Genomic DNA, 26576 nt, shown 5'->3' with positions numbered 1-26576 from the left:
GCGCCTGCGCGCGAGGCTGTGCCGTATCGCGGCCGCTGCCCCGGTCCCTCGATATGATCTGCCCACAACCAACAACTCCTGAGGAGGGGCGATGAACTTCAGATACTTTCTGGCGGCGGCTTTGCTTGCCTGTGCGTGTACATCCTGGAGCGCGGACGGCCGCGTAGCGTTTGTGGCCGGAAACAACGACTACGCGTCCGGCACGAAGCTTGTCAACGCGGTCAGTGACGCCAAAGCGGTGGCCAATGTGTTGCGCCAGGCCGGCTGGGAGGTGGTTGAAGTGCACGACGCCACGCGCGACGCTTTCGAGGCCGCTTTCTCGCGGTTTCTTGGGCAGTTGGGGAAGAACGGGGAAGGTGTTTTTTATTTTTCGGGGCATGGCCTGGAAATCTCGCGCCAGAATTTTCTTTTACCGGTGGACTTTGACGGAAGCAATGCCGATGCCGCGGTCAAGAAAGCCATTCCCCTGCAAAGCCTGATCAGCCGCATCGCTGCGGTGTCTCCCCGCGCTGTGGCCATGATTCTGGATGCGTGCCGCGCGAACCCCGCGTTAAGAGGCCTGATGCCGCGGCCCGGCCTGGGCGAGGTGGCGCAAGCGGTTCCGGCCGGCATGTTCATGATGTACGGCGCCGGCGCGGGGCAGACCGCCCTGGACCGCCTGTCGGCCAGTGACCCGGTTCCGCACGGACTGTTCACGCGTGAGCTCCTGGCCTCCATGAGCGACGACTCGCTTGATTTCCGGCAGATCGCACGCCGCACGCGCGTGGCGGTGGTGGAGAAAGCGCTTTCAGTCAACCATGTTCAGATCCCCAGCGTGTACGACACCTTGCCCTTGGCGCCGTTCAAGCTCAAGGCCGGGCGCGGCGGTGAGGCTCCGGCCACGGCCGGAGGGCTCAGCGGCTCCGGTATTCGGCTTGTCGTGCCGGTTGCGCCCGGAAGCCCGACGGATGGATTGGCCCGCAAGCTGTCGGCTCGGTTGAGCAAATTGTTGAATGCCTCGGTCGAGGTGGAGAACGTGATCGATATTCCCGGCGCCAAGGTGGCTGACCTGGTAGGAGGTAGCCCGGCTGACGGAAAGACCTGGTTGTTGAGCCCCTATGCCGCCTCGATGGCCAGGGCTGGGCGTGGCGACGCGCGCTTGCAGGCGGTAGGCATGGTGTCAGAGACCCGGGCGGTCCTGGCCGTGCCGGTCAACAGTCCGGCGACCAACTTCTCGTCGTTGCTGGCTTATCGCGTGGCGCTTAATCGCCCGTTGAAAATGGGAATCAGCGGTGCGGGTGCCACGTCTGAAGCATGTCTGTTCGAGCTCGAACGCGCGTTTGGTTCCAGCCTGGTGCAGCCGGTTGAATTCAGAGGTATGGCGCCCGTGGTGGCGGAGGTCATGGGCGGCAATATCGATCTTGCGTGTGACGTGCAAAGTTCTTTCGAAGTCCATGCGCGGTCCGGACGATTGAAGATGATTGCATCCCTGCAAGAGAATGCTTTGGTCAGCTATCCGCCCATCAGCGCCCAGGCCCAGGGATTCCCCGTTGTGATCCCTGTGTGGTGGTCAATTTTCGTTCCCAAGGACGTTCCGGCCCAAACCGTGAAAGACATCAGCGCTGCGTTGCAGGCGCTGCAGTCTGACCCGCAATGGTTTGCCGAAAGAAGCGCCCTGGACCCGGGAACGCAAATCCTCGAGCCCGTCAAGGCGACGCCTCTGGAGGTCGACCTGTCGCTCAAGCTGGGGTCTTCCCTCAACCGCGTTCTTGAGCGATTGCGCGTGAAGTAAGCCGATGCGCCGGCCCCGGGCCGGCGGCATCGAATACTTTTTAGTCGCCCAATACCAGGCCTTCACGCCGCGGGTCGGCGCCGCCGAAGAAGCCGTCAGGCGTTCTTTGGATGGCTTGCAGGCCGCTGGTCATGGTCTGCTCGCGCACCTCGGCGCCGCGGCTGCGCAGTGCCTCAACCGTCGCCGGCGAGAAGCGCTTTTCCTCCAGGATGCTCGGGCCGTTGAGCGAGGCGAAGTTGGGCAGGTCGATGGCTTGCTGGGCATTGAGGCCCCAGTTCAGCGTGGCGTAAAGCGTCTTGGCGGTGAAGTGGATGATGAGCGCGCCGCCGGGGCTGCCGCCGCTCATGACAAGCTGGCCCGAATTTTTATCAAACACCAGCGTGGGCGCCATGGACGAGCGCGGGCGTTTTCCGGCCTGCACGCGGTTGGCCACGGGCTTGCCTTCGGCGTCTGTCGGCGCAAAGCTGAAGTCGGTGAGTTCGTTGTTCAGCAAAAAGCCGCCGGCCTTGCCGGTGCCGCCGTCGGTCATCAGGCGTGAGCCGAACTGGTCTTCAATCGTTGTGGTCATGGCGATGGCGTCGCCGTAGCCGTCGATGATGCTGATGTGCGAGGTGCCGTGCTCGATTTGGTCGGGCATGGGCGCGTAGGCTGTCTTGACGGCGCCCGGCACGCCGGGTTTGGCGGTTTTCATGCTGGGGCCTGTGAGCTGGATCAGCCTGGCGCGCTCGGTCAGGTAGGCCGGGTCCAGCAGGCTCATCCAGGTGCCGCCCGGGGGCTGCACAAAGTCCGGGTCACCGAGGTATTGGCCGCGGTCTGCAAAGGCCAGGCGCGAGGCTTCGGTGTAGAGGTGCAGCCAGTCTGCGGAAGGCGTGGGCGACACCGTGCCGGGAACACCGCCGGTGCCGCTGACCAGGCCCAGCGTGCTGGCGGGTGTGTTGTTCAGGATGCCGAGGATTTGCCCAACGGCAATCGCGCCTGAGCTGGGCGGCGGCATACCGCACAGGCGGTAGGCCTTGCCGCCGGCGTTGTAGTCGGAGCAGATGGGGTCGCGCTTTTTGGGTTGGTAGCCGGCCAGGTCGCTCATTGCCAGTTTGCCCGGGTTGCCGGCGTGGCTGCGTACCTTGCTGACGATGGCCTCGGCCACCTTGCCTTCAAGCAATGCTTTGGAGCCGCCCGCGGCAATCTGGCGGAGCACGTCGGCCAGCGCGGGGTTGCGCAAGGTGCTGCCGGTGTCGACCGGCGTGCCGTCGGGTTTGTAGAAATAGGCCGCGGCCGTAGCGTCATTCTTGGCCAGGTATTTTTCGTCTTTGAGCAGGGTGTTGAGCCGCGGGCTGACCCTGAAGCCCTGTTCGGCAAGCTGGATGGCAGGCGCGAACAGCTGCGCCCATGGCAGCTTGCCGTATTGCCTGTGCGCCATCTCCAGCATGCGCACCGTGCCGGGCGTGCCGACGGAGCGGCCGCCGACCACGCCGTCGTAAAAAGCCATGGGTTTGCCGTCGGCAGCGAGGAAGAGTTTTTCATCGGCCGCCGCGGGTGCGGTTTCGCGGCCGTCAAAGGCTTCAACCGCCTTGCCGTTGTAGTGCAGCATGAAGGCGCCGCCGCCTATGCCGCTGGACTGCGGCTCGACCAGGGTGAGCACCATCTGCACGGCGATCGCAGCGTCGACGGCCGAGCCGCCGGCCTTGAGGATCTGGTAGCCCGCATCGGTGGCCAGCGGGTTGGCCGCGGCCACGGCAAACTTTTTCGTCGCCCAGCCCGGCTTGGGCGTGAAGCCCGATGAGCCTTCGGGCTGCATGTACTTGGCGCCGCGCGCGACTTCATCGGCGGGAACCTGGTAGGTGAAGGAAGAGGGGCTGCTGGCGCAGGCGGCCAGCAGCGCGGTGGCTGCCAGTGCCGGTAAGGCGTGTCTCATGGGATATCCTTGAATGTAGTTGTTGCTTGTCGCGGGGCTGCGGGCCCCCAAGGCAAATATAGCCAGCGGCCCTTTGCCCCACAACGGCGTTTCGGAGAAATCACTCTTCCATGGAATTTGACAATCTCGATGCCCTGCGCGTGCTGCTGGCCACGGCGGAGACCGGCAGCCTTACCGGGGCGGGCAAGCGATGCCGGCTTTCCACGGCCGCTGTCAGCGCGGCGATCAAGCGGCTGGAAACCTCTCTGGGCGTACGCCTCTTTGAGCGCACCACGCGCGCCGTGCGCCCGACGGCCGAAGGCGCAGTCATGGTCGACCATGCGCGCCGCGCGCTGGAGCTGGTGTCTGAGGGCCAGGCCAAAGTGCGTGCCGGTACCTTTGGCCTCACGGGCAGTATCCGCATCACGGCCACTGCCATGCTGGCCCGCGAAATGCTGGCCTACTGGCTGGCCGAATTTGCCAATACCCACCCGGGCATTGAAATCGATCTGCAGATCAGCGACGCGCGCGTGGACCTGGTGCGCGAGGGCATAGACATCGCCTTGCGCAATGGGCCCTTGATGGATTCAACCCACTCGGCGCGCTTGCTGGCGCCGGCCCGCCGCGTGGCCTGCGCCAGCCCGGACTACCTGACGCGCCGCGGCACGCCGATGGACCCCAGCGAACTTGCGCAGCACGACTGTCTGGTCTGCCATGTGCGCGAGCGCCGGCAAGACCAGTGGCCGTTCGAATTGAAGGGAGAGGCCAGCGCGCCCTTCCAGGTGCGCGTGGCCGGGCCGCTGGCCTGCAATGATGCGTCGATTGCGCTGCAGTGGGCGCTGGAGGGGCGGGGCATTGTGTACCAGTCCGAGATCGACCTCATGGCCTCTTTGGCCAGCGGCAAGCTGGTGCGCCTGTTTGCGGGCCACCTGGGCGAGCCGTCGCCGCTCTATGCCGTGGTGCCCAGCCGGCGCTATGTGCCGGCGCGCGTCAATGAGGTGATAGAAAGGCTTTCAGCGCTGCTGACCGAACGGCTGGCAGCGCTGCATCCGCCTGTGCTCTAAACGGGCTTAGCGGGGTGCGAGGCGGATCGCGCCGTCCAGGCGAATCACTTCGCCGTTGAGCATGTCGTTCTCGATGATGTGCTTGGCCAGGCGCGCATAGTCTTGCGGCGTGCCCAGGCGTGACGGGAAGGGAACCCCGGCGGCCAGCGAATCCTGCACCTCTTGCGGCATGCCAAAGAGCATGGGCGTGCCGAAAATGCCGGGAGCAATCGTCATGTTGCGGATGCCGTTGCGCGCCAGATCGCGGGCAATCGGCAAGGTCATGCCGACAATGCCGCCCTTGGAGGCGCTGTAGGCGGCCTGGCCGATCTGGCCGTCATACGCCGCTACGGAGGCGGTGGAGATCAGCACACCGCGCTCGCCGGTGGCTTCGGGTTCGTTCTTGCACATGGCGTCGGCCGCCAGGCGGATCATGTTGAAGCTGCCCACCAGGTTGACGGTGATGGTCTTGCTGAAAGTGGCCAGGCTGTGCGCGCCGTTTTTGCCCACGGTTTTTTCGGCGGGCGCAATGCCTGCGCAGTTCACCAGGCCCATCAGCTTGCCCATGGTGAGCGCCTTGGCCACCACGGCCTGGCCGTCGGCTTCCTGGCTCACGTCGCATTTGACGAAGGCGGCCTTATCGGCGCCCAGGTCTTTGGCGATGGCTTCGCCTTTGTCGGCCTGCATGTCGGCGATGACGACTTTGGCGCCGTTGGCGACCAGCATGCGCGCCGTGCCTTCACCCAGGCCCGATGCGCCGCCGGTGACGATAAATACTTTGCCTGCGATTTCCATGGTGGTTCCTTGAGTGAGAAGAGTGAGGGGTTTTGTGGACGCCGTGTGCGCTTCTTGTACAACATGAGCGACATGACGTTAACGTAAACGTCAATTATGGCGCATGAGCAGCGCATGAAAAAAGCCCGGCGCCTTTCGGCGGCCGGGCTTGTCGCAAAAGCGGGGCGCTGGCTTATTTGTAGCCGACGCGGTCCAGCATCTGCTGCACCTTGAGCTGGTTGTTGCCCACGGCGCTGATCGGGATGGTTTCCGACTTGAAGCTGCCGTTACCCGAAGGCGACATGGCCTTCAGGGCGGGGTTGCTCACGCCCAGGCCGGGCACAGCGGCCCACTCGTTGTTGCCGTTGGCAAAGTATTCCTGCGCGCTGGGGCTGGCCAGGTATTCCATGAACTTGACGGCATTGGCCGTGTTCTTGGCGTTCTTGGCGACAGCGGCGCCGGCGATGTTCACGTGCGTGCCCCAGCTGTCCTGGTTCGGGAAGACCACGCCGACGCGGTCGGCCACGACTTTGTCGTCAGCCGCGTTGGAGCGCATGATGCGCGCCAGGTAGTAGGTGTTGGTCAGCGCAATGCCGCATTCGCCGCTGGCCACAGCCTTGATCTGGTCGCTGTCGCCGCCCTTGGGGTCGCGCGCCATGTTGGCCACCAGGCCTTTGAGCCATTCCTCAGCCTTGGCTTCGCCCAGATGCTCGGTCACTGCGCCGAAGAGCGAGAGGTTGTAGGGGTGGGCGCCCGAGCGGGTGCACAGCAGGCCCTTGTTCTTCGGGTCGGCCAGCTTTTCGTAGGTGTCCACGTCGGCCTTTTTGACCTTGAGCTTGTCGAACACCACGACGCGTGCGCGGGTCGAGAAGCCGAACCAGGTCGTGCCTTCGGCCGTTTCCTTGGCGCGCAGCTTGGCCGGGATGGCGGCTTCGAGGGCTGGCGATTTGATGGGCTTGAAGAGGCCGTCAATGTCGCCCTTGTGCAGGCGGGCGGCGTCAACCAGCAGGATCACGTCGGCGGGAGAGGCTGCGCCTTCAGCCTTGAGGCGCGCCAGGATGCCGGCGTCGTCCGCGTCCACGCGGTTGACCTTGATGCCGGTGGCCTTGGTGAAATCGCTGTAGAGCTTTTCGTCCGTCTGGTAATGGCGGGCAGAATACAAGTTGACCACCTGCTCCTGGGCGGAGGCCAGGCCTGCCAGCAGCATGAGTGACGAGAGAACCACTTTTTTGTACATAACTTTCTCTTTCCTTACAGGCATTTTTGAAGCTCGACGATGATAAAACAAATAAGAATCATTCTTGAAAGAGTCCCTACGCTGACCAAGTCTTCGTGGTGGCAAGGCCGGCTGTCCGGGCTTGGCCTGGCGACGGTTTTTTCCTTGCTGGCCGGTTGCGCTGCGGTGCCCTCAGGCCCGGCTGCGCCCGTCGTGCCGCCGCCTGCGGAAGCGGCCAGAAAGCCGGTGCGCATCGGCCTTGCGCTGGGTGGCGGCGCGGCGCGTGGTTTTGCGCACGTGGGCGTGATCGCCGTGCTGGAGGAGGCCGGGCTCAAGCCGCAGCTGGTGGTCGGCACATCGGCCGGCAGCCTGGTGGCGGCGCTGTATGCCAGCGGCAAGACCAGCGCGCAACTGCAGCAGACCGCGCTGAACATGGAAGAAGTCGCGATCACCGACTGGATGCTGCCGATCTTTGGCCGCGGCATGTTTCGCGGCGATGCGCTGGCCCGCTATGTCAACGACCTGGTGGCCAACCGGCTGATGGAAAACATGGCCATCCCGCTGGGCATAGTCGCCACCGACCTCAACAGCGGGCAGGCCGTGCTGTTCCAGCGCGGCGATACCGGCACGGCGGTGCGTGCCTCCAGTGCGGTGCCGGCGGTGTTTGTGCCGGTCAAGATCAACGGGCGCGAGTATGTGGATGGCGGCCTGGTGTCGCCGGTGCCGGTGCGCTTTGCGCGGCAGATGGGGGCGGATATCGTCGTGGCGGTGGATATCTCCAGCCCGCCGGAAGCCAACCCGGCCGGCGACACGCTGCAGATCCTGCTGCAGACCTTTGCCATCATGGGCAAAAGCATCAACCAGTACGAATTGAAGGACGCTGATGTGGTGGTGCGGCCCTCGCTCGCGGGCCTGAAAAGCGCCGACTTCTCGGCGCGGCAGCGCGCCATCGACTCAGGCCGGGCCGCCATGCTGGCCGCCTTGCCGCAATTGAAGGCCAGGCTCGAAGCCGCAGGCGGCCAGGTCCAGAGGCTGTTGCCGTAGCTGCTACTGTTTCAGGAGCAGCTTGCGCCCTTCGTATTGGATTTCAGGCTGATTCTGCTTCAATTTCGACCAAAAAAAAGCCCAATCTCACGATTAGGCTTTAAGGGGTCCGTGAAATGAATTCAGAAGGGACCCGAGGAGACAACTGGTCTGAAACCCTGCTCAGCTGAACAGGGCCTGCGAAAGCTGCTCCATGAACGGTGGCGCACGAGGCGCCTGGGCTTAGCGCTTTTTAGCGGCAGGAGCCTTGGTGGCGTTCACTGCGGAAGCGGCTACCGTGTTGAAGTTGGCTTCAGCGATGTCGCTGGCTTGCTTCACGGCTTTTTGGACCGACTCAAATGCGTTGTTGGCAGCAGCAACGGCGCTCTTCAGAACAGCCACAGCGGTTTCGGAACCGGCGGGTGCGTTCTTGGCGGCGTTGTCGACCAGGCCGACGAATTTCTTTTGTGCATCAGCGGCCTGGCCTTCAAAGGTCTTGCCGAGGTCGGCGCCGGCGGCCGAAGCGATGTCATACAGGTGACGGCTGTAAGCAGCGGTCTTTTCAGCCAGGGGCTGGACCAGGCCGGCTTGCAGGGCCAGCAGTTCTTGTGCGTCTTTCACGCCCAGAACAGCTTGCGTGTGGTTGGCGGTTTCAGCCAGGGCAGCCTTGGTGGCTTGCACGTTCAGTTCGACCAGCTTTTCAACGCCTTCGAAGGCTTTGTGGGTCAGACCAAACAGGGTTTCGATGTTGGCTTTGTGGGAAGCGAGAACTTGTTCAGCGGTCAGCATAATGAATCTCCAATATAGGTGGTTAAGGGTCAACTAAGGGGTCAACAGTTGCTTTGCGCTGAATTGCTGCACTGCAACATAAGCCCAAGTATAGGGAATACCCGCCCCATTGCAAGCATTTTTTGTTGCACTGCACCAATTTAGAGGCGGAGCCCTAGTTGGCGCACTAAAACAGAGTGCAAAAGTATCCAGATTCGCCCTTTCCGCGGCGCTGAAACCCTTGGGCCACAATGGCTAAACCTCTTCCGGATCCCCCACCTTGCAAGCCTTTTACGCCGACAACTTTGTGCTGCCGCTGCCCCAGGGGCACCGCTTTCCCATGGCGAAATACCGCCTGCTGCGCGACCGGCTGGTGAACGAACTCCCGCAGGTCCGCATGGCGCAGGCGCCGGCCGCCACGGATGGTGAGCTGGCGCTGGTTCATACGCCAGCCTACATAGACGCTATCACCCACGGCACCTTGCCGGCGGCCGCACAGCGCGAGATCGGCTTTCCCTGGAGCCCGGGCATGGCCGAGCGCGCGCGGCGCTCAGCGGGCGCCACCGTCGCAGCCGCCCGCGTGGCAATGGGCCCGGCAGGCAAGCCGGGCGAGGGTATTGCCGCCAACCTGGCCGGCGGCACGCACCACTCGTATGCCCACAAAGGCGGCGGCTTTTGTGTCTTCAACGACGCGGCAGTGGCGGCGCGATTGATGCAGGCAGAGTGGGCACGGCTGCATCGCCACGAGCGCAAACCGCTGCAGGTCACCATCATCGACCTGGACGTGCACCAGGGCAACGGCACCGCCAGCATCTTTGCCGCCGACGCCAGCGTATTCACGCTCTCGCTGCATGGACAAAAGAACTTTCCCTTCCGCAAGGAGGCCAGTGACCTTGACGTGGACCTTCCCGACGGCTGCGGCGACGCTGCCTATCTGCAGGCGCTGGAACATGCGCTGGATGAACTGGAGCGGCGCTTTGAACCGGGGCTGGTGCTGTTCCTGGCCGGTGCGGACCCCTTTGAAGGCGACCGCCTGGGCCGCTTGTCTTTGAGCTTTGACGGCCTGGAGGCGCGCGACCGGCGTGTCTTTGACTGGGCCTGGCAGCGCCGCATTCCGCTGGCGTTTTCGATGGCGGGCGGCTACGGCGTCAACATCGATGAAACCGTGCAGGTGCAAGTGAACACCTACCGGGTCGCGCTCGAATACTGGAAACGCTGGAACCCTTAGCCCTTCGTGGATTGCTGCTACATTGCCTTGGCCATCCCGGCGCCCACAAGAACAAGCCGAGCCACCCACATGCCGCCTGATACCGAGGACTCCCCAAAAAACATTCCCGCTGGCGCGCTTCGTGTGCTGGTGCTGGGCGGCACCGGTTTCATCGGCCGCCATGCTGTAGCGGCCTTGCACGCTTCGGGCGCGCAGGTGGCAATAGGCAGCCGCCACCCTGAGCGCCATAAAAGCGCCTATCCCTTTGCGTCCCTGCACCTCGTGCGCTTTGAGCACTTGCTGCAGCCCGATGCGTGGGCGTCTTTGCTGAAAGACGTGGACGTGGTTGTGAATTGCGTGGGCATCCTGCGCCAGCGGCCCAACGAGTCCTATGACCACGTGCACCATCGCGCGCCCGCAGCGCTGGCCCTTGCATGCGCCGGCGCCAATATTCGTTTTGTTCACACTTCCGCTCTCGGCTTGCACGAAGGCGCCAAAAGTCGCTTTCTCTCCAGCAAACTGCTGGGTGAACGCGCCATCGCGGCTTCGGGCAGCGACTACGCCATCGTGCGGCCTTCTTTGCTCGACGGCGAGGGCGGCTTCGGCGCCCGCTGGCTGCGCGGCTTGTCGCGCTCGCCGGTGCACTTCATTCCACGCGGCGCGCGCGGCGGCATTGCGGCCATGGCGGCCACCGATCTGGGAAAGGCGTTCGCAGTGCTTGCCGCGCTTCCTTCACTGGCAGGCCACCGTGAAGTTGAGCTGGGCGGCATTCGCCGCTACGGCTACGCGGAGTACCTGCGCGAGCTTCGCGCCGATTACACAGGCACCCGCGCATTGCAGATTCCCACTCCCAACTGGGCGGCACGCCTGGGCGCCCACGTGTGCGATGTCCTGCACTTTTCGCCTTTTTCGTATGGGCACTGGATTTTGCTGCAGCGGGACAACGTGCCTTCGCCCAACCGTTTGCCGGAATTGCTGGGGCGTGAGCCCCTTGCGATCAGGCCGGCGATTCAGCCAAAAACACAGCCTGAGCCCCACCAGGTGCACGCTGGCAAAATAGGTCCTCATGACCTCCCCGACACGCCCGCAGGCTGAAGCCCGCAGCGCCTACAAAGCTTTCCGCGACATCGGCACCCGCTGGTCCGACAACGATGTCTACGGCCACGTCAACAATGTCGTCTACTACAGCTGGTTCGACACGGCCGTCAACGGCCTGCTGATTGAGCGCGGCGCCATCGACATCCATACCGGCGGCGTGATCGGCCTGGTCATCGAAACCCAGTGCAATTACTTCGCGCCGCTGGCTTTTCCGGAGCCGGTGGTCGCAGGCATCCGCGTGGCGCATGTGGGCTCGTCCAGCGTGCGTTACGAGGTGGCTTTGTTCCCGGGCGACAAAGATTCGCTGTGCGCGGCCCGGGGCCATTTCATTCATGTCTATGTGGACCGCGCGACGCGCAGGCCGGCGCCGCTGCCCCCCGAACTTCTTTCTGTACTGGAGACCCTCAGATGACGCAGGCACCGCCCGTGCTTTCCTATATCAGCCCGCGTCAGCCGGGCGACGCACGCAATGCAGTAGACGAAGCCATCGTCAGCCGCCAGTCGATACGCATGTTTCTGCCCAAGCCGGTGCCGCGCGAAACCATCGCCCACCTGCTGGAAGTCGCCAGCCGCGCGCCTTCGGGCACCAACACCCAGCCCTGGAAGGCCTATGTGCTGCAAGGCGCCAGCCGCGACGCGCTCGTCAGCAAAGTCTGCGAGGCCCACGATGCGCTGTACGCCAACCCGGCCCTGGCTGCCGAGTACCGAGAGGAATACGACTACTACCCTGAAAAGTGGGTCTCTCCCTACATCGACCGCCGCCGCGAAAACGGCTGGGGCCTTTACGGCCTGCTGGGCATCGTCAAGGGTGACAAAGACAAGATGCATGCGCAGCATCACCGCAATTTCCAGCTATTCGATGCGCCCGTGGGCTTGATGTTCACGCTGGACCGGGTGATGGGCCGCGGCTCGCTGGTCGACTACGGCATGTTCATGCAAAGCCTCATGGTGGCCGCGCGCGGCCTGGGCCTGCACACCTGCCCGCAGGCAGCCTGGAACGGCTTCGCAAAGATCATCCTGCCGCACATTGGCGCGGGTGACAACGAGATGCTGGTGTGCGGCATGGCGCTGGGCTATGCCGATGAAACGGCGCTGGTGAACACCTTCAGAACGCCACGCGTGCCGGCTGAAAAGTTCACCACCTGGCTGGATTGACTGGATGACCTTTTCCGTGGTCCAGCTGCTGGGCGGGCTGTCTTACGCCACCACGCTGTTCCTGATGGCGGCGGGCCTCACGCTGATCTTCGGCGTGACGCGCATCGTCAATTTTGCGCACGGCAGCTTCTTCATGCTGGGCGCGCTGTTTACCGCGCACTGGGTCACCCACTGGTTTCCGGCCTGGGGCGAGAGTGCGCCGCTCTATCTGCTTGCTATTCTTTTAGGAGCTGCTTGCGCTGCTCTGGCGGGCGCTGTGGCCGAATTTCTCTTGTTAAGGCGAATGACGGGCGCCCCCGAGCTTTACCAGCTGGTGGCTACCTTCGGCCTGACGCTGGCGATGCACGACGCCATGCAGTGGGGTTTTGGGCCTGATGAAGTCTTCGCGCCGCGCTTTCCCGGCCTCAAGGGTTCGGTGCAGATCGGCGACGAATTCTTTCCGGTCTACCAGCTGGCGATGATCGCGCTGGGCCCGCTGGTCTGGCTGGGGCTGCACCTGCTGCTGCGGCGCTCGCTGTTTGGCCAGCGCCTGCGCGCCGCCACGCAAGACCGCTCCATGCTCCAGGCGCTGGGCGTCAATCCACGCCCGCTGATGCTGGGCGCCGTTGTGCTGGGCTGCGCGCTGGCGGGCCTTGCCGGTGCCTTGCAGTTGCCGCGCGAGCCGGCCCACCTGCAAATGGACATGAACGTGATCGTGGAGACCTTTGTCGTCGTTGTGATGGGCGGGCTGGGCAGCATAGGCGGCGCTTTTGTGGCGGCGTTGCTGATCGGGCTGGTCCATGCGTTCGGCATCAGTGTGTTTCCGCAGGCCACGCTGGTGATTGTGTTCCTGACGATGGCGGTGGTGTTGGTGTTCCGGCCTCAAGGCCTCAATGGCAAGGCCATCTCTTCGCAAGAGGGCGGTGTGCGTGAGCCTGCCCAGAAGTTTCGCGGCCTCGGGATGGGGCTGGCAGGCTCTTCGCTGGTGGCTGCCGCCTTCGTGGTGCTGGCTTATGTGGCGTGGGCGGGTGGCCCTTACTGGCAGGCCCTGGCCGCCGACGCGTTGATTCTGATGATCTTCGGCGTCAGCCTGCAATCCATGATGGCGCTGGGTGGCCTGGTCAGCTTTGGCCATGCCGCGTTCTTTGCGCTGGGCGCTTATGGCGCGGCGCTGTCGCACAGCCTCTGGGGCGCTTCGCTTCCGCTTGCGCTGGCAACGGGTTGCGCCACCGCGCTGGCTGTGGCGGCGGTGTTTGGTGCGGCGGTGGTCCGAAGCAGCGGTGTGTATCTGGCGATGCTGTCGCTGGCCCTGGCGCAGGTGGTTTGGGCGGGTGCGACGCAGTGGGTGGACCTGACGGGCGGCGACAACGGCCTGATCGGCCTCACTCTTGTGAGCGACGAAGTACGCCCCCTGTTTTACGCCCTGCTGGTAGGCCTTGTGCTGGTGGCGGTCTTTGCGCTGCGTTTTTTGGGGCGTTCCGTGCTGGGCGCCGCGCTCCAGGCCTTGCGTGATGCGCCCATGCGCGCCTCCGCCTCGGGTCTGGCCGTGGGCTGGCTCAAGTACCGGATTTTTGTGGAAAGCGCCGTGCTGGCAGGCCTTGCGGGCGGCCTTTTTGCGGCGCACAAGGGTGCGGTGTTTCCTTCGCTGGCGGCGGTTTCCACGTCAGTCGATGCCTTGCTGGTGGTACTGCTCGGCGGCGTGCACCAGCTGTGGGGCGCCGTGGTCGGCAGCATCGTGCTGAGTTATGCCGGCGCCGAGCTGGGCCGGGAAGTGACGTACTGGCGTGGCCTGCTGGGTGTGTTCATCATGCTGATCATGGTGGCCTCGCCGTCGGGGTTGATGGGCTTGGTTGGGCGGCTGACAGACCTTCTCAAGCAGCCCAGGCGCGGCGGGGGAGAGCGCTGATGCTGCAAGTCCAGCAACTGGTCAAGCACTTTGACGGCATCCGCGCGGTCGACGGTGTGAGCTTTGAGGTGCTGCCGGGCCAGTGCGTCGCCCTGATAGGCCCGAATGGCGCCGGCAAATCCACCACCTTTGCCTGCATTGCAGGCCAGTACCCGCTCACGGGCGGCCATATCGCGTGGAAGGGCGTGGCGCTGGAGGGCCTGAGCCCGCAAGCCCGGCTGCAACACGGCGTGGCCCGCACTTTTCAGGTGGCGCAGGTTTTTGAGGCGTTGACGGTGCTACAAAATGTGCAGCTGGCGGCGCAGGCACAACGTGGCCTGTGGGCCATATCGGCGTTCAAGGGGCTGAGTGGCCAGATGCGCGAGCCGGCTTTGGCGCTGCTGGCTCAAACCGGGCTGGAGGCTTTGGCTGCTCAGGATGCGCTGAGCTTGCCTTATGGCGCCAAGAAGCGGCTGGAGCTGGCTGTGGCGCTGGCCGCCAGGCCGCAATTGCTGCTGCTGGATGAGCCCGCCGCAGGCCTGGCCGGGCCCGAGCGCGCCAGCCTGATGCAACTGGTCAAAGGCCTGGCAGGGCAGGGCATGACCGTGCTTTACACCGAACACAACATGGACGCCGTGGCCGGTGTGGCCGACCGCGTGCTGGTGCTCATCGAAGGCAAGCTCGCCGCGCAAGGATCGTTTGACGAAATCTCGCGTGACCCGGTCGTGCGCAGCCGCTACCTGGGCGAAGCTGCCGGTGAAGCCGCTGGTGAGGGGGTCAGCCATGCTTGACGTGCAAAACCTCAATGCCTTCTATGGCCCGGCGCAGGCCTTGTTCGATGTCTCCTTGCAAGTAGCACCGGGAGAACTGGTCGTGCTGCAGGGCCTGAATGGCGCGGGCAAGTCCACGCTGCTCAAGTCGGTCATGGGCCTGGAAGTGCGGACCGAAGGCAGCATTCGTTATCAGGTACAGGACCCGGTGGGTTCATCCACGGCCGGCCCCGTGGCGATCGAGCGCTGGGACACCCACCGCCGGGCGCGTGCCGGCCTCGGCTATGTGGCTGAAGACCGCCGCTTGTTCACCGATCTCACCGTGCGCGAAAACCTGCGGATTGCGGTGCGCCGCGACGCCGCCGCGCTCGAAGCCCGCGCGCTGGATCTCTTCCCGGCGCTCAAGACCATGCTGGAGCGCCGCGCGGCGCAGATGAGCGGCGGCGAGCAGCAGATGCTGGCAATTGCCCGCACGCTGATGACGGCGCCCCGCATCCTGTTGCTCGATGAGCCCTGCGAAGGCATTGCGCCCGTGCTGGTGGAGTCCATCCGCGATGCGCTCCTGACGCTCAAGCAGGAAGGCCTGGGCCTTCTGGTGGCCGAGCAGAACCAGTTACTGGCATCCCGTGCCGACAGGCTGGTTTTGCTGGTTGCGGGTAAAGTCAGGGGTTCGTGAAGAAGACCCGCTTCTGCCCCTTTTTCGCCTCTTTTCTTTTCATCCTCCCATTTCCTTCAGAAGGGTATCCCCATGAGCAACATCACCACCACCCCTTCCGGCCTGCAGTACGAAGACACCGTGCAAGGTACCGGCGCCATTGCCAAGGCAGGGCAGCATGTCAAGGTCCATTACACCGGCTGGCTTTACAACGACGGCGTGCAAGGCGCGAAGTTTGACTCCAGCAAAGACCGCGGCCAGCCCTTCGAGTTCTCGCTCGGCGCCGGCCAGGTCATCCGCGGCTGGGACGAAGGCGTGCAAGGCATGTCGGTAGGCGGCACGCGCCGCCTGATCATTCCGGCGGAACTGGGTTATGGCGCACGTGGCGCCGGCGGTGTGATTCCGCCGAATGCCACTTTGCTGTTTGAAGTGGATTTTCTCGGTACCTGAGCCAGCGCGAGCTGAAAGCCCCGGCGCTGCATTCGCGCGGGGCTTGTTCACCGGATTAACCGCCAAGGCGTCTTCGCTGCGGCTCTGAAGCTTTGCCATGATCATCACCAGCCTGCTCGATACGGATCTGTACAAGTTCACCATGATGCAGGTGGTCTTGCACCAGTTTCCGGGCGCGGAGGTGGAGTACAAGTTCAAGTGCCGCAATGCCGGCGCGTCAGGTGTCGGCGATCTCGCACCCTATGTGACCGAGATCCGCGAAGAGATACGCGGCCTATGCAGCCTGCGCTTTCAGGATGCCGAGCTGGCCTACCTCAAGGCCATGCGTTTCATCAAGAGCGATTTTGTCGACTTCCTCGGCATCTTCCGGCTCAACGAAAAATACGTCAGCGTCACGGCCTTGCCTTCGGGCGAGATCGATGTGTCCATCAAAGGGCCCTGGCTGCACACCATCCTGTTTGAAATCCCGGTGCTGGCCATCATCAACGAGGTCTACTTTCGCAACACGCAAAAGAAGGCGGATCTGGCCGAAGGCCGCAAGCGCCTGGAGACCAAGATCGGCGAGCTGCAGACCCAGGGCCTGCGCACGCTCAAAATTGCCGATTACGGCACACGCCGCCGATTCGGCAAAGCCTGGCACGAAGAAGTGCTGCGCACCCTGGTGACGCGCCTGGGCACCGGCGCGGGCGGCCAACTGGCCGGCACCAGCAATGTGCTGTATGCGATGAAGCTGGGCCTGACGCCACTGGGCACCATGGCGCACGAATACCTGCAGGCCTGCCAGGCGCTGGGTCCGCGCCTGCGCGACAGCCAGGTCTTTGGCTTCGAGTCGTGGGCCAAGGAATACCGTGGTGACCTTGGGATCGCTTTGTCGGACGTTTACGGCATGAGCGCCTTCCTGCGCGACTTCGACATGTATTTCTGCAAGCTGTTTGATGGCGCCCGCCACGACAGCGGTGACCCTTTCGATTGGGGTGAGCGCATGCTGGCGCATTACGCCAAGAACCGGGTCGACCCCCAGACCAAGACGCTGATCTTCAGCGACGGCCTGACGGTGCCGCGCACCATTGAGCTCTACCAGCAGTTCAGGGGGCGTTGCCAGCTGGCTTTCGGTATCGGCACCAACCTCACCAACGACCTGGGCTACGAGCCGCTGCAGATCGTCATCAAGATGATCCGCTGCAATGGCCAGCCTGTGGCCAAGCTGTCCGACACGCCTTCCAAGAACATGTGCGACGACGAAAAATACCTGGCGTATTTGCGGCAGGTGTTTGAAATTACGTCGCCTGCATAATCGATCGTTTTCGGTTGTTTTCCTCCCATCCACCTGCCTCTTTACTCACTTAAAAAAACAGCGCGTGGCTATCGGTGTCCCCCTTGATTTTGTGTTGTTTGGCCTGACGCTGCTGGGCGTTGCGCTGTTTCATCACCACACGCTGAAGGTGGCGCTGACGGGGCTTGTGGCGATCACGCTTTACAAGTTGGTGTTTGGGGATTTTTCGGGCGTACCGGGCCTGGGCGGCCTGCTGCAGCTGCTGGCGCATGAGTGGGTGACGCTGGGCAACCTGCTGGGCCTCTTGCTGGGCTTTGCCTTGCTGTCTGATCATTTCGAGAAAAGCGGTATTCCGGCGCTGCTTCCGCGCTACCTGCCCGACGACTGGAAGGGCGGTTTTGTGATGCTGGTGCTGGTGTTTGTCATCTCCAGCTTTCTCGACAATATTGCCGCCGCCATGATCGGCGGCTCCATGGCGGCCGTGCTGTACCGCAAGCGGGTGCACATCGGCTTTCTCGCCGCCATCGTGGCTGCCAGCAACGCCGGCGGCTCGGGCAGCGTGGTGGGTGACACAACCACCACCATGATGTGGATTGCCGGCGTCTCGCCCGGCCAGGTTTTTGAGTCCTATGTGGGCGCGGTGGTGGCGCTGGCCATCTTTGGCGTGATTGCCGCGCGCCAGCAGCATGCGCTGCAGCCCATCATGAAAGATGCCGCCCCAGGCGCGCACCTGCACTGGGCGCGGCTGGCGATTGTGGCCATCATCCTGTTGTCGGCTGTGGCGGCCAATGTGTATTTCAACCTGCGTGATCCGGCGGTGCTGGAGCAGCTTCCAGTCATTGGTCTCGCAGTGTGGGCCGCAGTGTTGCTGACCACACCCTGGCGCCGCCCCCAATGGGCCTTGCTGCCTGAGGCCACGCGCGGCAGCGTGTTCCTGCTATCGCTGGTGCTCTGCGCTTCGATGATGCCGGTGCAGCATTTGCCGGCCGCCAGTTGGCAAACCGCTTTCGGCCTGGGTGTTGTGAGCGCCGTGTTTGACAACATTCCGCTCACGGCGCTGGCCTTGCGCCAGGGCGGGTACGACTGGGGTTTCCTGGCCTATGCCGTCGGCTTTGGCGGCAGCATGCTGTGGTTTGGGTCGTCCGCAGGTGTGGCCCTTTCAAACATGTACCCCGAGGCCCGTTCAGTCAGCGCCTGGGTCAAGGGCGGCTGGCATGTGGCGCTGGCCTATGTCGCCGGCTTTTTTGTCTTGCTGGCGCTGCTGGGCTGGCGTCCTGATGCGCCTCGCGTCCTGCAAGCCGCGGTCACGGTAACGCCCGCTGCGTCCGGCATCATTCATTTCCCTCAACAACCGGCTGCGCCGGTTTCGAATTCACAGTGAGACCATCATGAAGAAACCCAAGATCCTTGTTGCCCGTGCCGTATTTCCTGAAGTGATTGCCCGCCTTGAGCAGCATTTCGAGGTCGAGTCCAACCAGAGCGATGAAACCTGGTCCAAAGCCCAACTGACCGAACGCCTCAAAGGCAAGGACGGCGCCTTCACCACCGGCGGCGACCGCATCGACGCCGAGGTGCTGGCGGCCTGCCCGGGCCTGAAAATCTGCGCCAACATGGCAGTGGGCTACAACAACTTCGACATCGACGCGATGACGGCTGCCGGCGTGCTGGCCACGAATGCGCCCGATGTGCTGACCGAAACCACGGCCGACTTCGGCTTTGCCTTGCTGATGGCCACAGCCCGCCGCGTCACCGAGAGCGAGCACTACCTGCGCGCCGGCAAGTGGACCAAATGGAGCTATGACATGTTCGCGGGCTCCGACATCCACGGCGCCACCTTGGGCATTCTCGGCATGGGCCGGATCGGGCAGGGTATTGCCAAACGCGGCGCCCATGGCTTTGGCATGAAAGTGATTTACCACAATCGCTCACGGCTTGACGCGGCGCTGGAGGCCGAATGCAAGGCCAGCTATGTCGGCAAAGAAGAGTTGCTCAAGACGGCCGACCATCTGGTGCTGGTGCTGCCTTATTCGCCGGCTTCGCACCACACCATTGGCGCGGCCGAGCTGGCGCTGATGAAACCGACCGCCAACCTGATCAACATTGCGCGCGGCGGCATTGTGGATGATGCGGCGCTGGCGGCAGCCCTCAGGGACAAGCGCATTGCCGCCGCCGGGCTTGACGTGTTCGAAGGCGAGCCCAAGGTGCACTCCGATCTGCTGACCGTGCCCAATGTGGTGTTGACACCGCACATCGCCAGCGCGACCATACCCACCCGCCTGGCCATGGCCAGCCTGGCCGCCGATAACCTGATTGCATTCTTTGGCGGGAAGAAGCCTTTGACCCCCTTAAATGCTGCGGTACTAGCTATCAAATAAATAGCGCTCAGGCAGACGCGGCACAATAGGCAGTTCATCGAAAAATAACAACCCAGCACCGAGACACGCACATCCATGGAACCCTGGTTGATATTTGCCCTGGCCTTGCTGGTAGCCAACCTGTTGCTGCTGGTCTGGCTGGCATTGCGCAAGCCGGCCGCACCTTCCGACGAAGGGCGCAAAGAACTGCTGGCCGGCATGGCGGCCGGCCATGACAAGCTCGAGCGTGAGCTGCGGCGCGAGATCGGCGACAACTCGCGCAGTAGCCGGCAGGAACTGGCCACTACCTTTGCGACCTTCCAGCAAACCCTGGTGCAGCAAAGCGCCGAAGCCATTCGCACGCAAAACACCCAGATCGACGCGTTTGCGCAGCAGCTCACCTTGCTTCAGAAAACCCTGTCGGATACCTTGACCACGCAGCTTCAGTCCGTCAGTGAGTCAAATGCCAGGCGTATGGTGGAAGTGCGCGAAACGCTGGAAAAGCAGCTCGCCCAGCTGCAGCAAACCAACTCGGCCAAGCTCGACGAGATGCGCAAGACGGTCGATGAAAAGCTGCAAACCACGCTGGAGACCCGGCTGGGCGAAAGCTTCAAGCAGGTGGCCGACCGGCTTGAGCAGGTGCACAAAGGCCTGGGCGAAATGCAGACGCTGGCGGTCGGTGTCGGCAGCCTGCAGCGCGTGCTGACCAATGTGAAGACGCGCGGTATGTTCGGTGAAGTCCAGCTTGAAGCGCTGCTTGAGCAGGTGCTGACGGTAGATCAGTACGCCAAGCAGGTCGAGACCAAGCCGCGCAGCGGCCAGCGGGTTGATTTTGCGATCCGCTTTCCGGGCCGCGGCGACGACGGCTCGCCGGTCTGGCTGCCGGTCGATGCCAAGTTTCCGCGCGACGACTATGAGCGCCTGCTCGATGCGCATGAGCGGGTTGACCCGGTGGCCGTTGAGGCAGCCGGCAAGGCGCTTGAAGCGCGCATCCGCACTGAAGCCAAGTCCATCGCCGAGAACTACCTGGCCGCGCCGCACACCACCGATTTCGCCATCCTCTTTTTGCCGGTTGAAAGCCTGTATGCCGAGGTGCTGCGCCGCCCGGGGCTGATGGACGCGATCCAGCGCCAGTACCGTGTGACGCTGGCCGGGCCGACCACGCTGCTGGCCATGCTCAACAGCCTGCACATGGGCTTTCGCACCCTGGCGCTGGAGCAGCAGGCTTCTGAAGTCTGGAAGGTCCTGGGCGCCGTCAAAACCGAGTTCGAGCGGTACGGCGAGTGGGTCGCGCGCATCAAGGAGCAGGTCGCGAAAGCTTCCGACACGCTGGACAAGGCCGACACCCGCGCCAAGCAGATGCGGCTGGCGCTGCGCAAGGTAGAGGCGCTGCCTGAAATCGAGTCGCAATCCTTGCTGCCGCCGGTGGCTGATACCGACTTGCTGGGTGAATGAGCGTCATGACGCGGTGTTTATATGCTATTAAATTAATAGCTGGTAGTGCACGCCGTGATTGGGTTGGGGCTACTTTTTACTTAAAACATGACGCCTGAACTCGCACGCCTTATCGTGGCGCAGATCTGCCTGCACGCGTGCATGGCGGGCACACGCATGGCCGCGCCGCTGCTGGCGCTGCGCGAAGGCTACAGCCCTGCGGCTGTCGGTGTGCTGCTGGCGCTTTTTGCCCTGACGCAGGTCTTCCTGGCGCTGCCGGCCGGCCGTTTTGCCGACAGGCACGGCTTGCGCCGGCCCATCAGCTACAGCGTGTTTGCCGCCGTGCTGGGGGCCGGGGCGGCGGTGGCTTTCCCGATTTTTCCGGTGCTGTGTTTTGCGGCGCTGATGACCGGCGGCGCTACTGGCGCGGCGGTGATTTCGCTGCAGCGCCATGTGGGCCGGGCGGCTGTGGGGGCGTTGCAGCTCAGGCAGGTATTCAGCTGGTTGTCCATTGGCCCGGCGGTGTCCAACTTTGTTGGGCCTTTTTCAGCCGGTTTGCTGATTGACCACGTGGGCGCCATGCCGGGCAGCACATCGGGTTACCGCGCGGCGTTCCTGCTGATGGCGATTTTGCCGATGGCCAGTTGGTTTCTTGTGCGCAAGACGCGTGAGCTGCCGCCGGTCATCGCGGCCAGCGGCGGCCCGCAGCCCAAGGCCTGGGACCTGCTGCGCCAGGCCACCTTCCGCCGGCTGATGATGGTGAACTGGTTCTTGTCCTCGTGCTGGGATGTGCACACCTTTGTGGTGCCGGTGCTGGGTTTTGAAAGGGGCATCAGCGCTTCGGTGATCGGCACCATACTCGGCGCCTTTGCTGTTGCCGCCGCCCTGATCCGCATGCTCATGCCGCTGGTGGCGGCCCATTTGCGCGAGTGGAAGGTGCTGGCCGCCTCCATGCTCATCACGGCGGTGCTGTTTGGCATCTATCCGCTCATGCATTCCGCGATCGGCATGGGCATATGTTCCATCCTGCTGGGCTTTGCACTGGGCATGGTGCAGCCCATGGTCATGAGCATGCTGCACCAGATCACGCCAGAGGCGCGGCACGGCGAAGCGCTGGGGCTGCGGCTGATGGCGATCAACGCCTCGAGCGTGGTGATGCCCATGCTCTTCGGCTCTGCCGGCGCGCTGGTGGGTATTGCCGGGGTGTTCTGGGCCACCGGCGCCGTGGTCGGCTTTGGCTCCCGGGCGGCCTGGCTGCTCAAAGACAGCATGCCTGCGCATGCCGGGCACGACGTCAAGCACTGACGCCTGCTGAGCCCTGAAGAGGCTAAAACCCCTAAAGCCGGTAAAAGTCCTTGATCAGGTCCCATGCGACCTGCGCGTCGTCCACATACTGAAAGAGCTTCAGGTCGTGGGGCGATATCACGCCTTCTTCCACCAGCATGTCGGTGTTGAGCAGGCGCTTCCAGTAGCTGCTGCCGAAGAGAATGATGGGCACCGGCTTGGCCTTGCGGGTCTGCACCAGCGTGACGACTTCAAAGAGTTCGTCCAGCGTGCCAAAGCCGCCGGGAAACACCACAAGCGCCTTGGCGCGCATCATGAAATGCATCTTGCGCAGGGCGAAGTAGTGGAACTTGAACGACAGCTCGGGCGGCACATAGGGGTTGGCGGCTTCTTCCATGGGCAGGGCGATGGCCAGGCCCACACTCAAGCCGCCGGCCTCGTGCGCGCCGCGGTTGGCCGCCTGCATGATGCCGGGGCCGCCGCCGGTGCAGATAAAGAGCTTTTTGTCGGACGATTTGTCTTCGCTGTATTGCGCCACCAGCTTGCCGAAGGCGCGGGCCTTTTCGTAATAGTGGGCGTTGCGCGCCAGCTTGCGTGCGCGGTCTATGGCTTCAGCGTCACCGCTGGCCTCGGCTTCAGCCACCATGGTGACGGAGTCTTCTTCGCTGCGAAACCGGGCGCTGCCGAAAACCACCACCGTGTTTTCGATGCCATGGGCTTGCTGCTCCAGGTCGGGCTTGAGCAATTCCAGTTGAAAGCGTATGCCGCGGGTTTCGCGCCGCAGCAAAAACTCCGGGTCGGCAAATGCCAGCCGCGATGCGTCGGCCTCCAGCGGAGTGCCTTCTCTGGCATAGGCTTGAAGTTCAGCCCAGGCATTGGCCAGGCGGCTGACGGAGAGGTCTTGTTTTTGTTCCATGCACTTATTGTCAACGATCAAGATGACAGGGAGGCTTTGGGGGATGGCCCTGTACAAAGCAAAAAGGCTCCGTGAGGAGCCTTTTTTGTGAGCCGAAGCGGCTGCGTTTAGACGCGCTTGCGGTATTCGCCGGTGCGGGTGTCGATTTCAACCACGTCGCCTTGGGCCACGAAGATTGGCACGCCGATTTCAAAGCCGGTGGCGAGCTTGGCGGGTTTCAGGACCTTGCCGGAGGTGTCGCCCTTGACGGCGGGTTCAGTCCAGGTGATTTCGCGCTGAACGCTGGTGGGCAGTTCGACCGAGATGGCCTTGCCGTCGTAAAACACGACTTCCAGTTCCATGCCGTCTTGCAGGTAGTTGAGCGAGTCGCCCATGTTTTCGGCTTCGACTTCATACTGGTTGAACTCGGAGTCCATGCAGACGTACAGAGGGTCGGCGAAGTAGGAGTAGGTGCAGTCCTTCTTGTCCAGGACGATCTGGTCGATCTTGTCGTCGGCCTTGAACACGACTTCGGTGTTGAAGTTGGCGACCAGGCTTTTGAGCTTCATGCGCACGGTGGCGGAATTGCGGCCGCCGCGGCTGTATTCGGTCTTGAGCACCACCATGGGGTCTTTGCCGTGCATGATGACGTTGCCGGCGCGGATTTCTTGAGCGATTTTCATAGCAGTTTCACTGAGGTAAGCCGCTAAACGCATGCACCGGTGTGCGGGTTCCGCGGCGGGTTGTGCAGGACGCCAAAGTCTGGTTGACCTTCGAGCTAGTCCGCAAAGCCCTCTATTTTAGCGTTTTTTTGCCACAAAACCGAGCAGGCGGGTGCTCAAGTCGTCTTGCGCCATCAGGCGGGTGCGCGCAGCCAGCGCGGCGGCTTGCCAGGCAGGCAGGTCATCCAGCAGGGCGGCCGCACTGGCTGCTGGGTTATCGGCCGTGGTTTGCGGCGCCGTTTTCCCGTTCCAGGCCGCGTGAAACGCCCGCAGCGAGGGCGGCGCTTGCAGCATATCGAGGAAGGCCTGCAGCTTGGCCAGGTGGGCGTCGTCGTGCTGCGGGTAGATATGCCAGACAAAGGGCTTGCCGGCCCAGAGCGCCCGCACCAGCGAATCCTCACCGCGCACGAAGTTCAGGTCAGAGGCCCAAAGCAGGTGGTCAAACCCGGTTTGCTCCAAAAGCGGCAAGTATGAAATTGATAGCTGCTTGCGCCCGTCTTTATTGGGTTGCAGCCGATTCTCATCACCCAAAAGAGCCCGGACGGCGCTTGTGGCGCGCCCGGCGGCCACCAGCAAATGCACGGGCTTGCCCTGCAGGCCGTGCGCGGCGAACTGCGCTAGCAGGCTTTCGAGGGCTGGGGGCTCATAGCAAAACAGGGACACCAGCATTTCCCCGCCCCAGGCGATGCCCTGGCTTTTCAGCCAGCCGGTGCGGTCAAAGCTTTGCTGTCTGGCTTGCAGGTCCGGTTCCCGAAGCAGTCCGCCGGTATCGGCTGTGAAGCCGGGGTAGAAAAACCACTTGGTCCAGCCCGCCGCCGGGCCGCTTTGCACGGGCGAGGGCATGGCGTGGTAGCGCTCGACGTAGGCCTCGGCGGAGAGGTATTCCAGGTTAACCCATACGGGTTTTAGGCCTCCTGCCCTCGTGTTACTTGCGCAGGCAGCTATGAATTCAGGAGCAATTTCGCAACCGAAGGCTTCAATCAGCACGTCGGGCGGTTGCTGTGCAAACCCTGCGGCCTCCAGATCCAGCGGCGTGCCGTCCTGCGGCCAGGGCAGCACGCGCACCCCTTCGCAGCCCGAGGGCGCCATCCAGCCCAATGCGGTGACGTCATCTGCCCACAAGCGCACGGTGTGGCCGCGCGAGGCCAGGTCGGCGGCCAGGCGCCAGCACACGCCGATGTCCCCGAAGTTGTCGATGACTTTGCAAAAAATGTCCCAAACATGTGCGCCGGCCATGGCGGGTATTGTGATGCAGCCTTGCTGCCTTCCCCTGCGCGGTGGCATGGGGTGACCCGTATGTCATGGCCATGTCACCCGGGGTGGGTACAAACCGCCATCAATCTGACATGGAGCTCATCGTGATTCGACATCCTCTATCGGCGCTGCGCGCACGGGCCATCAGCGGTATTTTGTTGTTGGCAGTGGGTGCCGGCATGGCGGCAAGCGCTCAAGAGGCGAAAAAATCTGTCGTTGATGGTGTGACGCTGACCCGGCATACGGTGCAGATTGCGCCCCGTTTTTACGTTCCGTACAACGGCACGGATGCAGGCATCCGGCAGCGCTTTCCTCAAGGTTTTCCGATCGCACCCGGTTCTGGGCTGACATTGCGCAACAGGGATGCAGACGGTAGCTTGTGGTTTTACGCGCTGACTGATCGTGGCCCCAACGGCGACTCGCCCGACCTGGGCCGCGGCAGCCGTGGTCCGGACGGGGCCGACAAGACCAAGGCGTTTCCGGCGCCCGATTACGTGCCCAAATTTGGCCTGATCCGCGTCCGCAAAGGGGTGGCTGAGCTGGTATCGGTGACTGACATCAAAACCGCAGAGGGCGTGAACGTCAGCGGCCGCCCGGTGCAGGCCGGTATCGGGTCCTCGGGCGAAACCCCTTTGACCGAAGCCCTGCAAGCCACCCTGGGGTTCGATCCCAATGGCATTGACCCGGAGGCCATTGCCAGGGATCCGGACGGCAAGCACGTCTGGATCTGCGATGAATACGGCCCCTACCTGATCAAGGTGGCGGTTGACAGCGGCCGCATTGTGGCCAAATTCGCCCCAGCCAGCGGCCTGCCGGAGGTGATTCAGTTCCGCCAGCCGAATCGCGGCTGCGAAGGTCTGGCCATCACGCCCGGAGGCAAGCTGGTCATGGCCATCCAGAGCATCCTGGAGATGCCCGACATAGGGAGCGGTCCGTCGGCCCGGCATACCGGCAAAGCCCCCTTTACCCGCCTGGTGGAGTTCAACCCGGCCAACGGCGCGACCCGCATGTTTGCCTATCCACACGACCTGGCCCGGTACGGCAAAAGCAAGGATGCCAAGATCGGCGACATCGTCGCCCTGAGCGACACGCGCTTTGTGCTGATCGAGCAAGGCAAATTCAAGGCCGACGGTGAAGTGCACAACCTGCTGGTCGCCGTGGATGTGGCCGGCGCCACCGACCTGACCGGCAAAAAACTGGCGGACGGGCTTGAGCTGGAATATGCCGGCGACCTGGGCGAGTTGTCGGCGGCCGGGGTTGCTGCTGCGAAACGGCTGGAAATCCTCGACCTGCGAAAAAAAGATGCGGGCGGAAAGCTTCTGTACGGCTGGCTGCCCGAGAAAGCCGAGGGCCTGGCCCTGGTGAATGACGACACGCTGGCGCTGATCAACGACAACGACTTTGGCGTGTCGGCGCGAATCGTCGATGCGGCTGGCAAAGCCATCAAGGTGGATGACTGCAAGGTGGATGCAGCCGGCGTCCTGGGGGGTAAAAAATGCAAGGGCGCAGCGCCGCTCAGGTACGAAATCATCAATGGCAGTGATGACGAGAAGCCGACCCGCCTGTGGTTGATCCGGTTGCCGAAAAAACTCATGGACTACCGGCCGGGCTGAATCCCTTTGCCGGGCGGGACCTCCGGGGCATCGGCCCTGCCGGGTTCGCCGGTACACGGCAA

24 protein-coding genes are annotated in these 26576 nt (G+C 63.4%); 17 read left to right on the top strand and 7 right to left on the bottom strand.

Annotation, left to right across the window (positions count from 1 at the left end; all coding sequences use genetic code 11):
• Positions 1 to 91: 91 nt before the first annotated feature.
• The gene (locus BM408_RS02420) at positions 92 to 1771 is read left to right on the top strand and encodes a tripartite tricarboxylate transporter substrate-binding protein (RefSeq protein ID WP_092126512.1); all 1680 of its coding nucleotides are present in this window, start codon (positions 92 to 94) and stop codon (positions 1769 to 1771) included.
• 40 nt (positions 1772 to 1811) lie between these two features.
• Here the strand turns inward: BM408_RS02420 and ggt are convergent, their stop codons facing one another.
• Positions 1812 to 3683 (bottom strand): gamma-glutamyltransferase, encoded by a 1872-nt coding sequence (gene ggt / locus BM408_RS02415; protein WP_092126510.1) that lies wholly within the window; start codon positions 3681 to 3683, stop codon positions 1812 to 1814.
• Between the two features lie 110 nt (positions 3684 to 3793).
• Here ggt and BM408_RS02410 point away from each other — a divergent pair, with 110 nt between their 5' ends.
• On the top strand, positions 3794 to 4726 hold the full coding sequence (locus BM408_RS02410) for a LysR family transcriptional regulator (protein WP_092126508.1): 933 nt from the start codon (positions 3794 to 3796) through the stop codon (positions 4724 to 4726).
• Between the two features lie 6 nt (positions 4727 to 4732).
• Here the strand turns inward: BM408_RS02410 and BM408_RS02405 are convergent, their stop codons facing one another.
• The gene (locus BM408_RS02405) at positions 4733 to 5500 is read right to left on the bottom strand and encodes a 3-hydroxyacyl-CoA dehydrogenase (protein ID WP_092126506.1); all 768 of its coding nucleotides are present in this window, start codon (positions 5498 to 5500) and stop codon (positions 4733 to 4735) included.
• 172 nt (positions 5501 to 5672) lie between these two features.
• A complete protein-coding gene (locus tag BM408_RS02400) occupies positions 5673 to 6716 on the bottom strand; it encodes an extracellular solute-binding protein (protein WP_092126504.1) in 1044 nt (347 codons plus the stop codon).
• Positions 6717 to 6755: 39 nt separating this feature from the next.
• Here BM408_RS02400 and BM408_RS02395 point away from each other — a divergent pair, with 39 nt between their 5' ends.
• Positions 6756 to 7739: a patatin-like phospholipase family protein gene (locus tag BM408_RS02395; RefSeq protein ID WP_254774676.1), complete on the top strand. Its 984-nt coding sequence runs from the start codon at positions 6756 to 6758 to the stop codon at positions 7737 to 7739.
• 222 nt (positions 7740 to 7961) lie between these two features.
• Here BM408_RS02395 and BM408_RS02390 read toward each other — a convergent pair whose 3' ends face one another.
• Entirely contained in the window at positions 7962 to 8510 is a 549-nt protein-coding gene (locus BM408_RS02390) for a phasin family protein (protein WP_092127296.1), read from the bottom strand.
• Positions 8511 to 8766: 256 nt separating this feature from the next.
• Between BM408_RS02390 and BM408_RS02385 the strand changes: the two genes are divergently transcribed.
• From BM408_RS02385 to BM408_RS02325, 13 genes are all read left to right on the top strand, one after another.
• On the top strand, positions 8767 to 9714 hold the full coding sequence (locus BM408_RS02385; RefSeq protein ID WP_092126502.1) for a histone deacetylase family protein: 948 nt from the start codon (positions 8767 to 8769) through the stop codon (positions 9712 to 9714).
• Positions 9715 to 9783: 69 nt separating this feature from the next.
• Positions 9784 to 10788: an NAD(P)H-binding protein gene (locus BM408_RS02380; protein WP_092126500.1), complete on the top strand. Its 1005-nt coding sequence runs from the start codon at positions 9784 to 9786 to the stop codon at positions 10786 to 10788.
• Positions 10760 to 11203, top strand: coding sequence for an acyl-CoA thioesterase (locus tag BM408_RS02375; RefSeq protein ID WP_092126498.1), 444 nt, complete (start codon positions 10760 to 10762; stop codon positions 11201 to 11203). The genes BM408_RS02380 and BM408_RS02375 overlap by 29 nt, the downstream gene beginning before the upstream one ends.
• On the top strand, positions 11200 to 11946 hold the full coding sequence (locus BM408_RS02370; protein WP_092126496.1) for a nitroreductase: 747 nt from the start codon (positions 11200 to 11202) through the stop codon (positions 11944 to 11946). The genes BM408_RS02375 and BM408_RS02370 overlap by 4 nt, the downstream gene beginning before the upstream one ends.
• Positions 11947 to 11950: 4 nt before the next feature.
• The gene (locus BM408_RS02365; protein ID WP_092126494.1) at positions 11951 to 13831 is read left to right on the top strand and encodes an ABC transporter permease; all 1881 of its coding nucleotides are present in this window, start codon (positions 11951 to 11953) and stop codon (positions 13829 to 13831) included.
• The gene (locus BM408_RS02360) at positions 13831 to 14601 is read left to right on the top strand and encodes an ABC transporter ATP-binding protein (protein ID WP_092126492.1); all 771 of its coding nucleotides are present in this window, start codon (positions 13831 to 13833) and stop codon (positions 14599 to 14601) included. Before BM408_RS02365 ends, BM408_RS02360 begins: the two co-directional genes overlap by 1 nt.
• Complete coding sequence (locus tag BM408_RS02355; RefSeq protein ID WP_092126490.1) at positions 14594 to 15256, top strand: ABC transporter ATP-binding protein; 663 nt, start codon at positions 14594 to 14596, stop codon at positions 15254 to 15256. The genes BM408_RS02360 and BM408_RS02355 overlap by 8 nt, the downstream gene beginning before the upstream one ends.
• 81 nt (positions 15257 to 15337) lie before the next feature.
• A complete protein-coding gene (locus BM408_RS02350; RefSeq protein WP_092127293.1) occupies positions 15338 to 15685 on the top strand; it encodes an FKBP-type peptidyl-prolyl cis-trans isomerase in 348 nt (115 codons plus the stop codon).
• A gap of 97 nt (positions 15686 to 15782) precedes the next feature.
• Positions 15783 to 16979: a nicotinate phosphoribosyltransferase gene (pncB, locus tag BM408_RS02345; RefSeq protein WP_092126488.1), complete on the top strand. Its 1197-nt coding sequence runs from the start codon at positions 15783 to 15785 to the stop codon at positions 16977 to 16979.
• Between the two features lie 64 nt (positions 16980 to 17043).
• Complete coding sequence (locus tag BM408_RS02340) at positions 17044 to 18339, top strand: citrate transporter (RefSeq protein ID WP_254774675.1); 1296 nt, start codon at positions 17044 to 17046, stop codon at positions 18337 to 18339.
• A gap of 7 nt (positions 18340 to 18346) precedes the next feature.
• Positions 18347 to 19333 (top strand): 2-hydroxyacid dehydrogenase, encoded by a 987-nt coding sequence (locus BM408_RS02335; RefSeq protein ID WP_092126486.1) that lies wholly within the window; start codon positions 18347 to 18349, stop codon positions 19331 to 19333.
• Positions 19334 to 19408: 75 nt separating this feature from the next.
• The gene (gene rmuC, locus BM408_RS02330) at positions 19409 to 20767 is read left to right on the top strand and encodes a DNA recombination protein RmuC (protein ID WP_092126484.1); all 1359 of its coding nucleotides are present in this window, start codon (positions 19409 to 19411) and stop codon (positions 20765 to 20767) included.
• Positions 20768 to 20854: 87 nt separating this feature from the next.
• Positions 20855 to 22051, top strand: coding sequence for an MFS transporter (locus BM408_RS02325; RefSeq protein WP_092126482.1), 1197 nt, complete (start codon positions 20855 to 20857; stop codon positions 22049 to 22051).
• A 31-nt stretch (positions 22052 to 22082) separates the two neighbouring features.
• On the opposite strand, the gene BM408_RS02320 is transcribed toward BM408_RS02325, so the two are convergent.
• The 3 genes from BM408_RS02320 to earP form a co-directional block, all read right to left on the bottom strand.
• Entirely contained in the window at positions 22083 to 22946 is an 864-nt protein-coding gene (locus tag BM408_RS02320; RefSeq protein ID WP_092126480.1) for an LOG family protein, read from the bottom strand.
• Between the two features lie 107 nt (positions 22947 to 23053).
• Entirely contained in the window at positions 23054 to 23608 is a 555-nt protein-coding gene (gene efp / locus BM408_RS02315) for an elongation factor P (RefSeq protein WP_092126478.1), read from the bottom strand.
• Between the two features lie 117 nt (positions 23609 to 23725).
• Positions 23726 to 24883: an elongation factor P maturation arginine rhamnosyltransferase EarP gene (gene earP / locus BM408_RS02310; protein ID WP_092126476.1), complete on the bottom strand. Its 1158-nt coding sequence runs from the start codon at positions 24881 to 24883 to the stop codon at positions 23726 to 23728.
• 122 nt (positions 24884 to 25005) lie between these two features.
• On the opposite strand from earP, the gene BM408_RS02305 reads away from it, so the two are divergent.
• On the top strand, positions 25006 to 26514 hold the full coding sequence (locus tag BM408_RS02305) for an esterase-like activity of phytase family protein (protein WP_175541656.1): 1509 nt from the start codon (positions 25006 to 25008) through the stop codon (positions 26512 to 26514).
• Positions 26515 to 26576 lie beyond the last annotated feature (62 nt).

Source organism: Polaromonas sp. YR568 (genome assembly GCF_900116715.1).
GTDB lineage: Bacteria > Pseudomonadota > Gammaproteobacteria > Burkholderiales > Burkholderiaceae_C > Polaromonas.
This window is presented reverse-complemented; position numbering and strand designations above follow the sequence as displayed.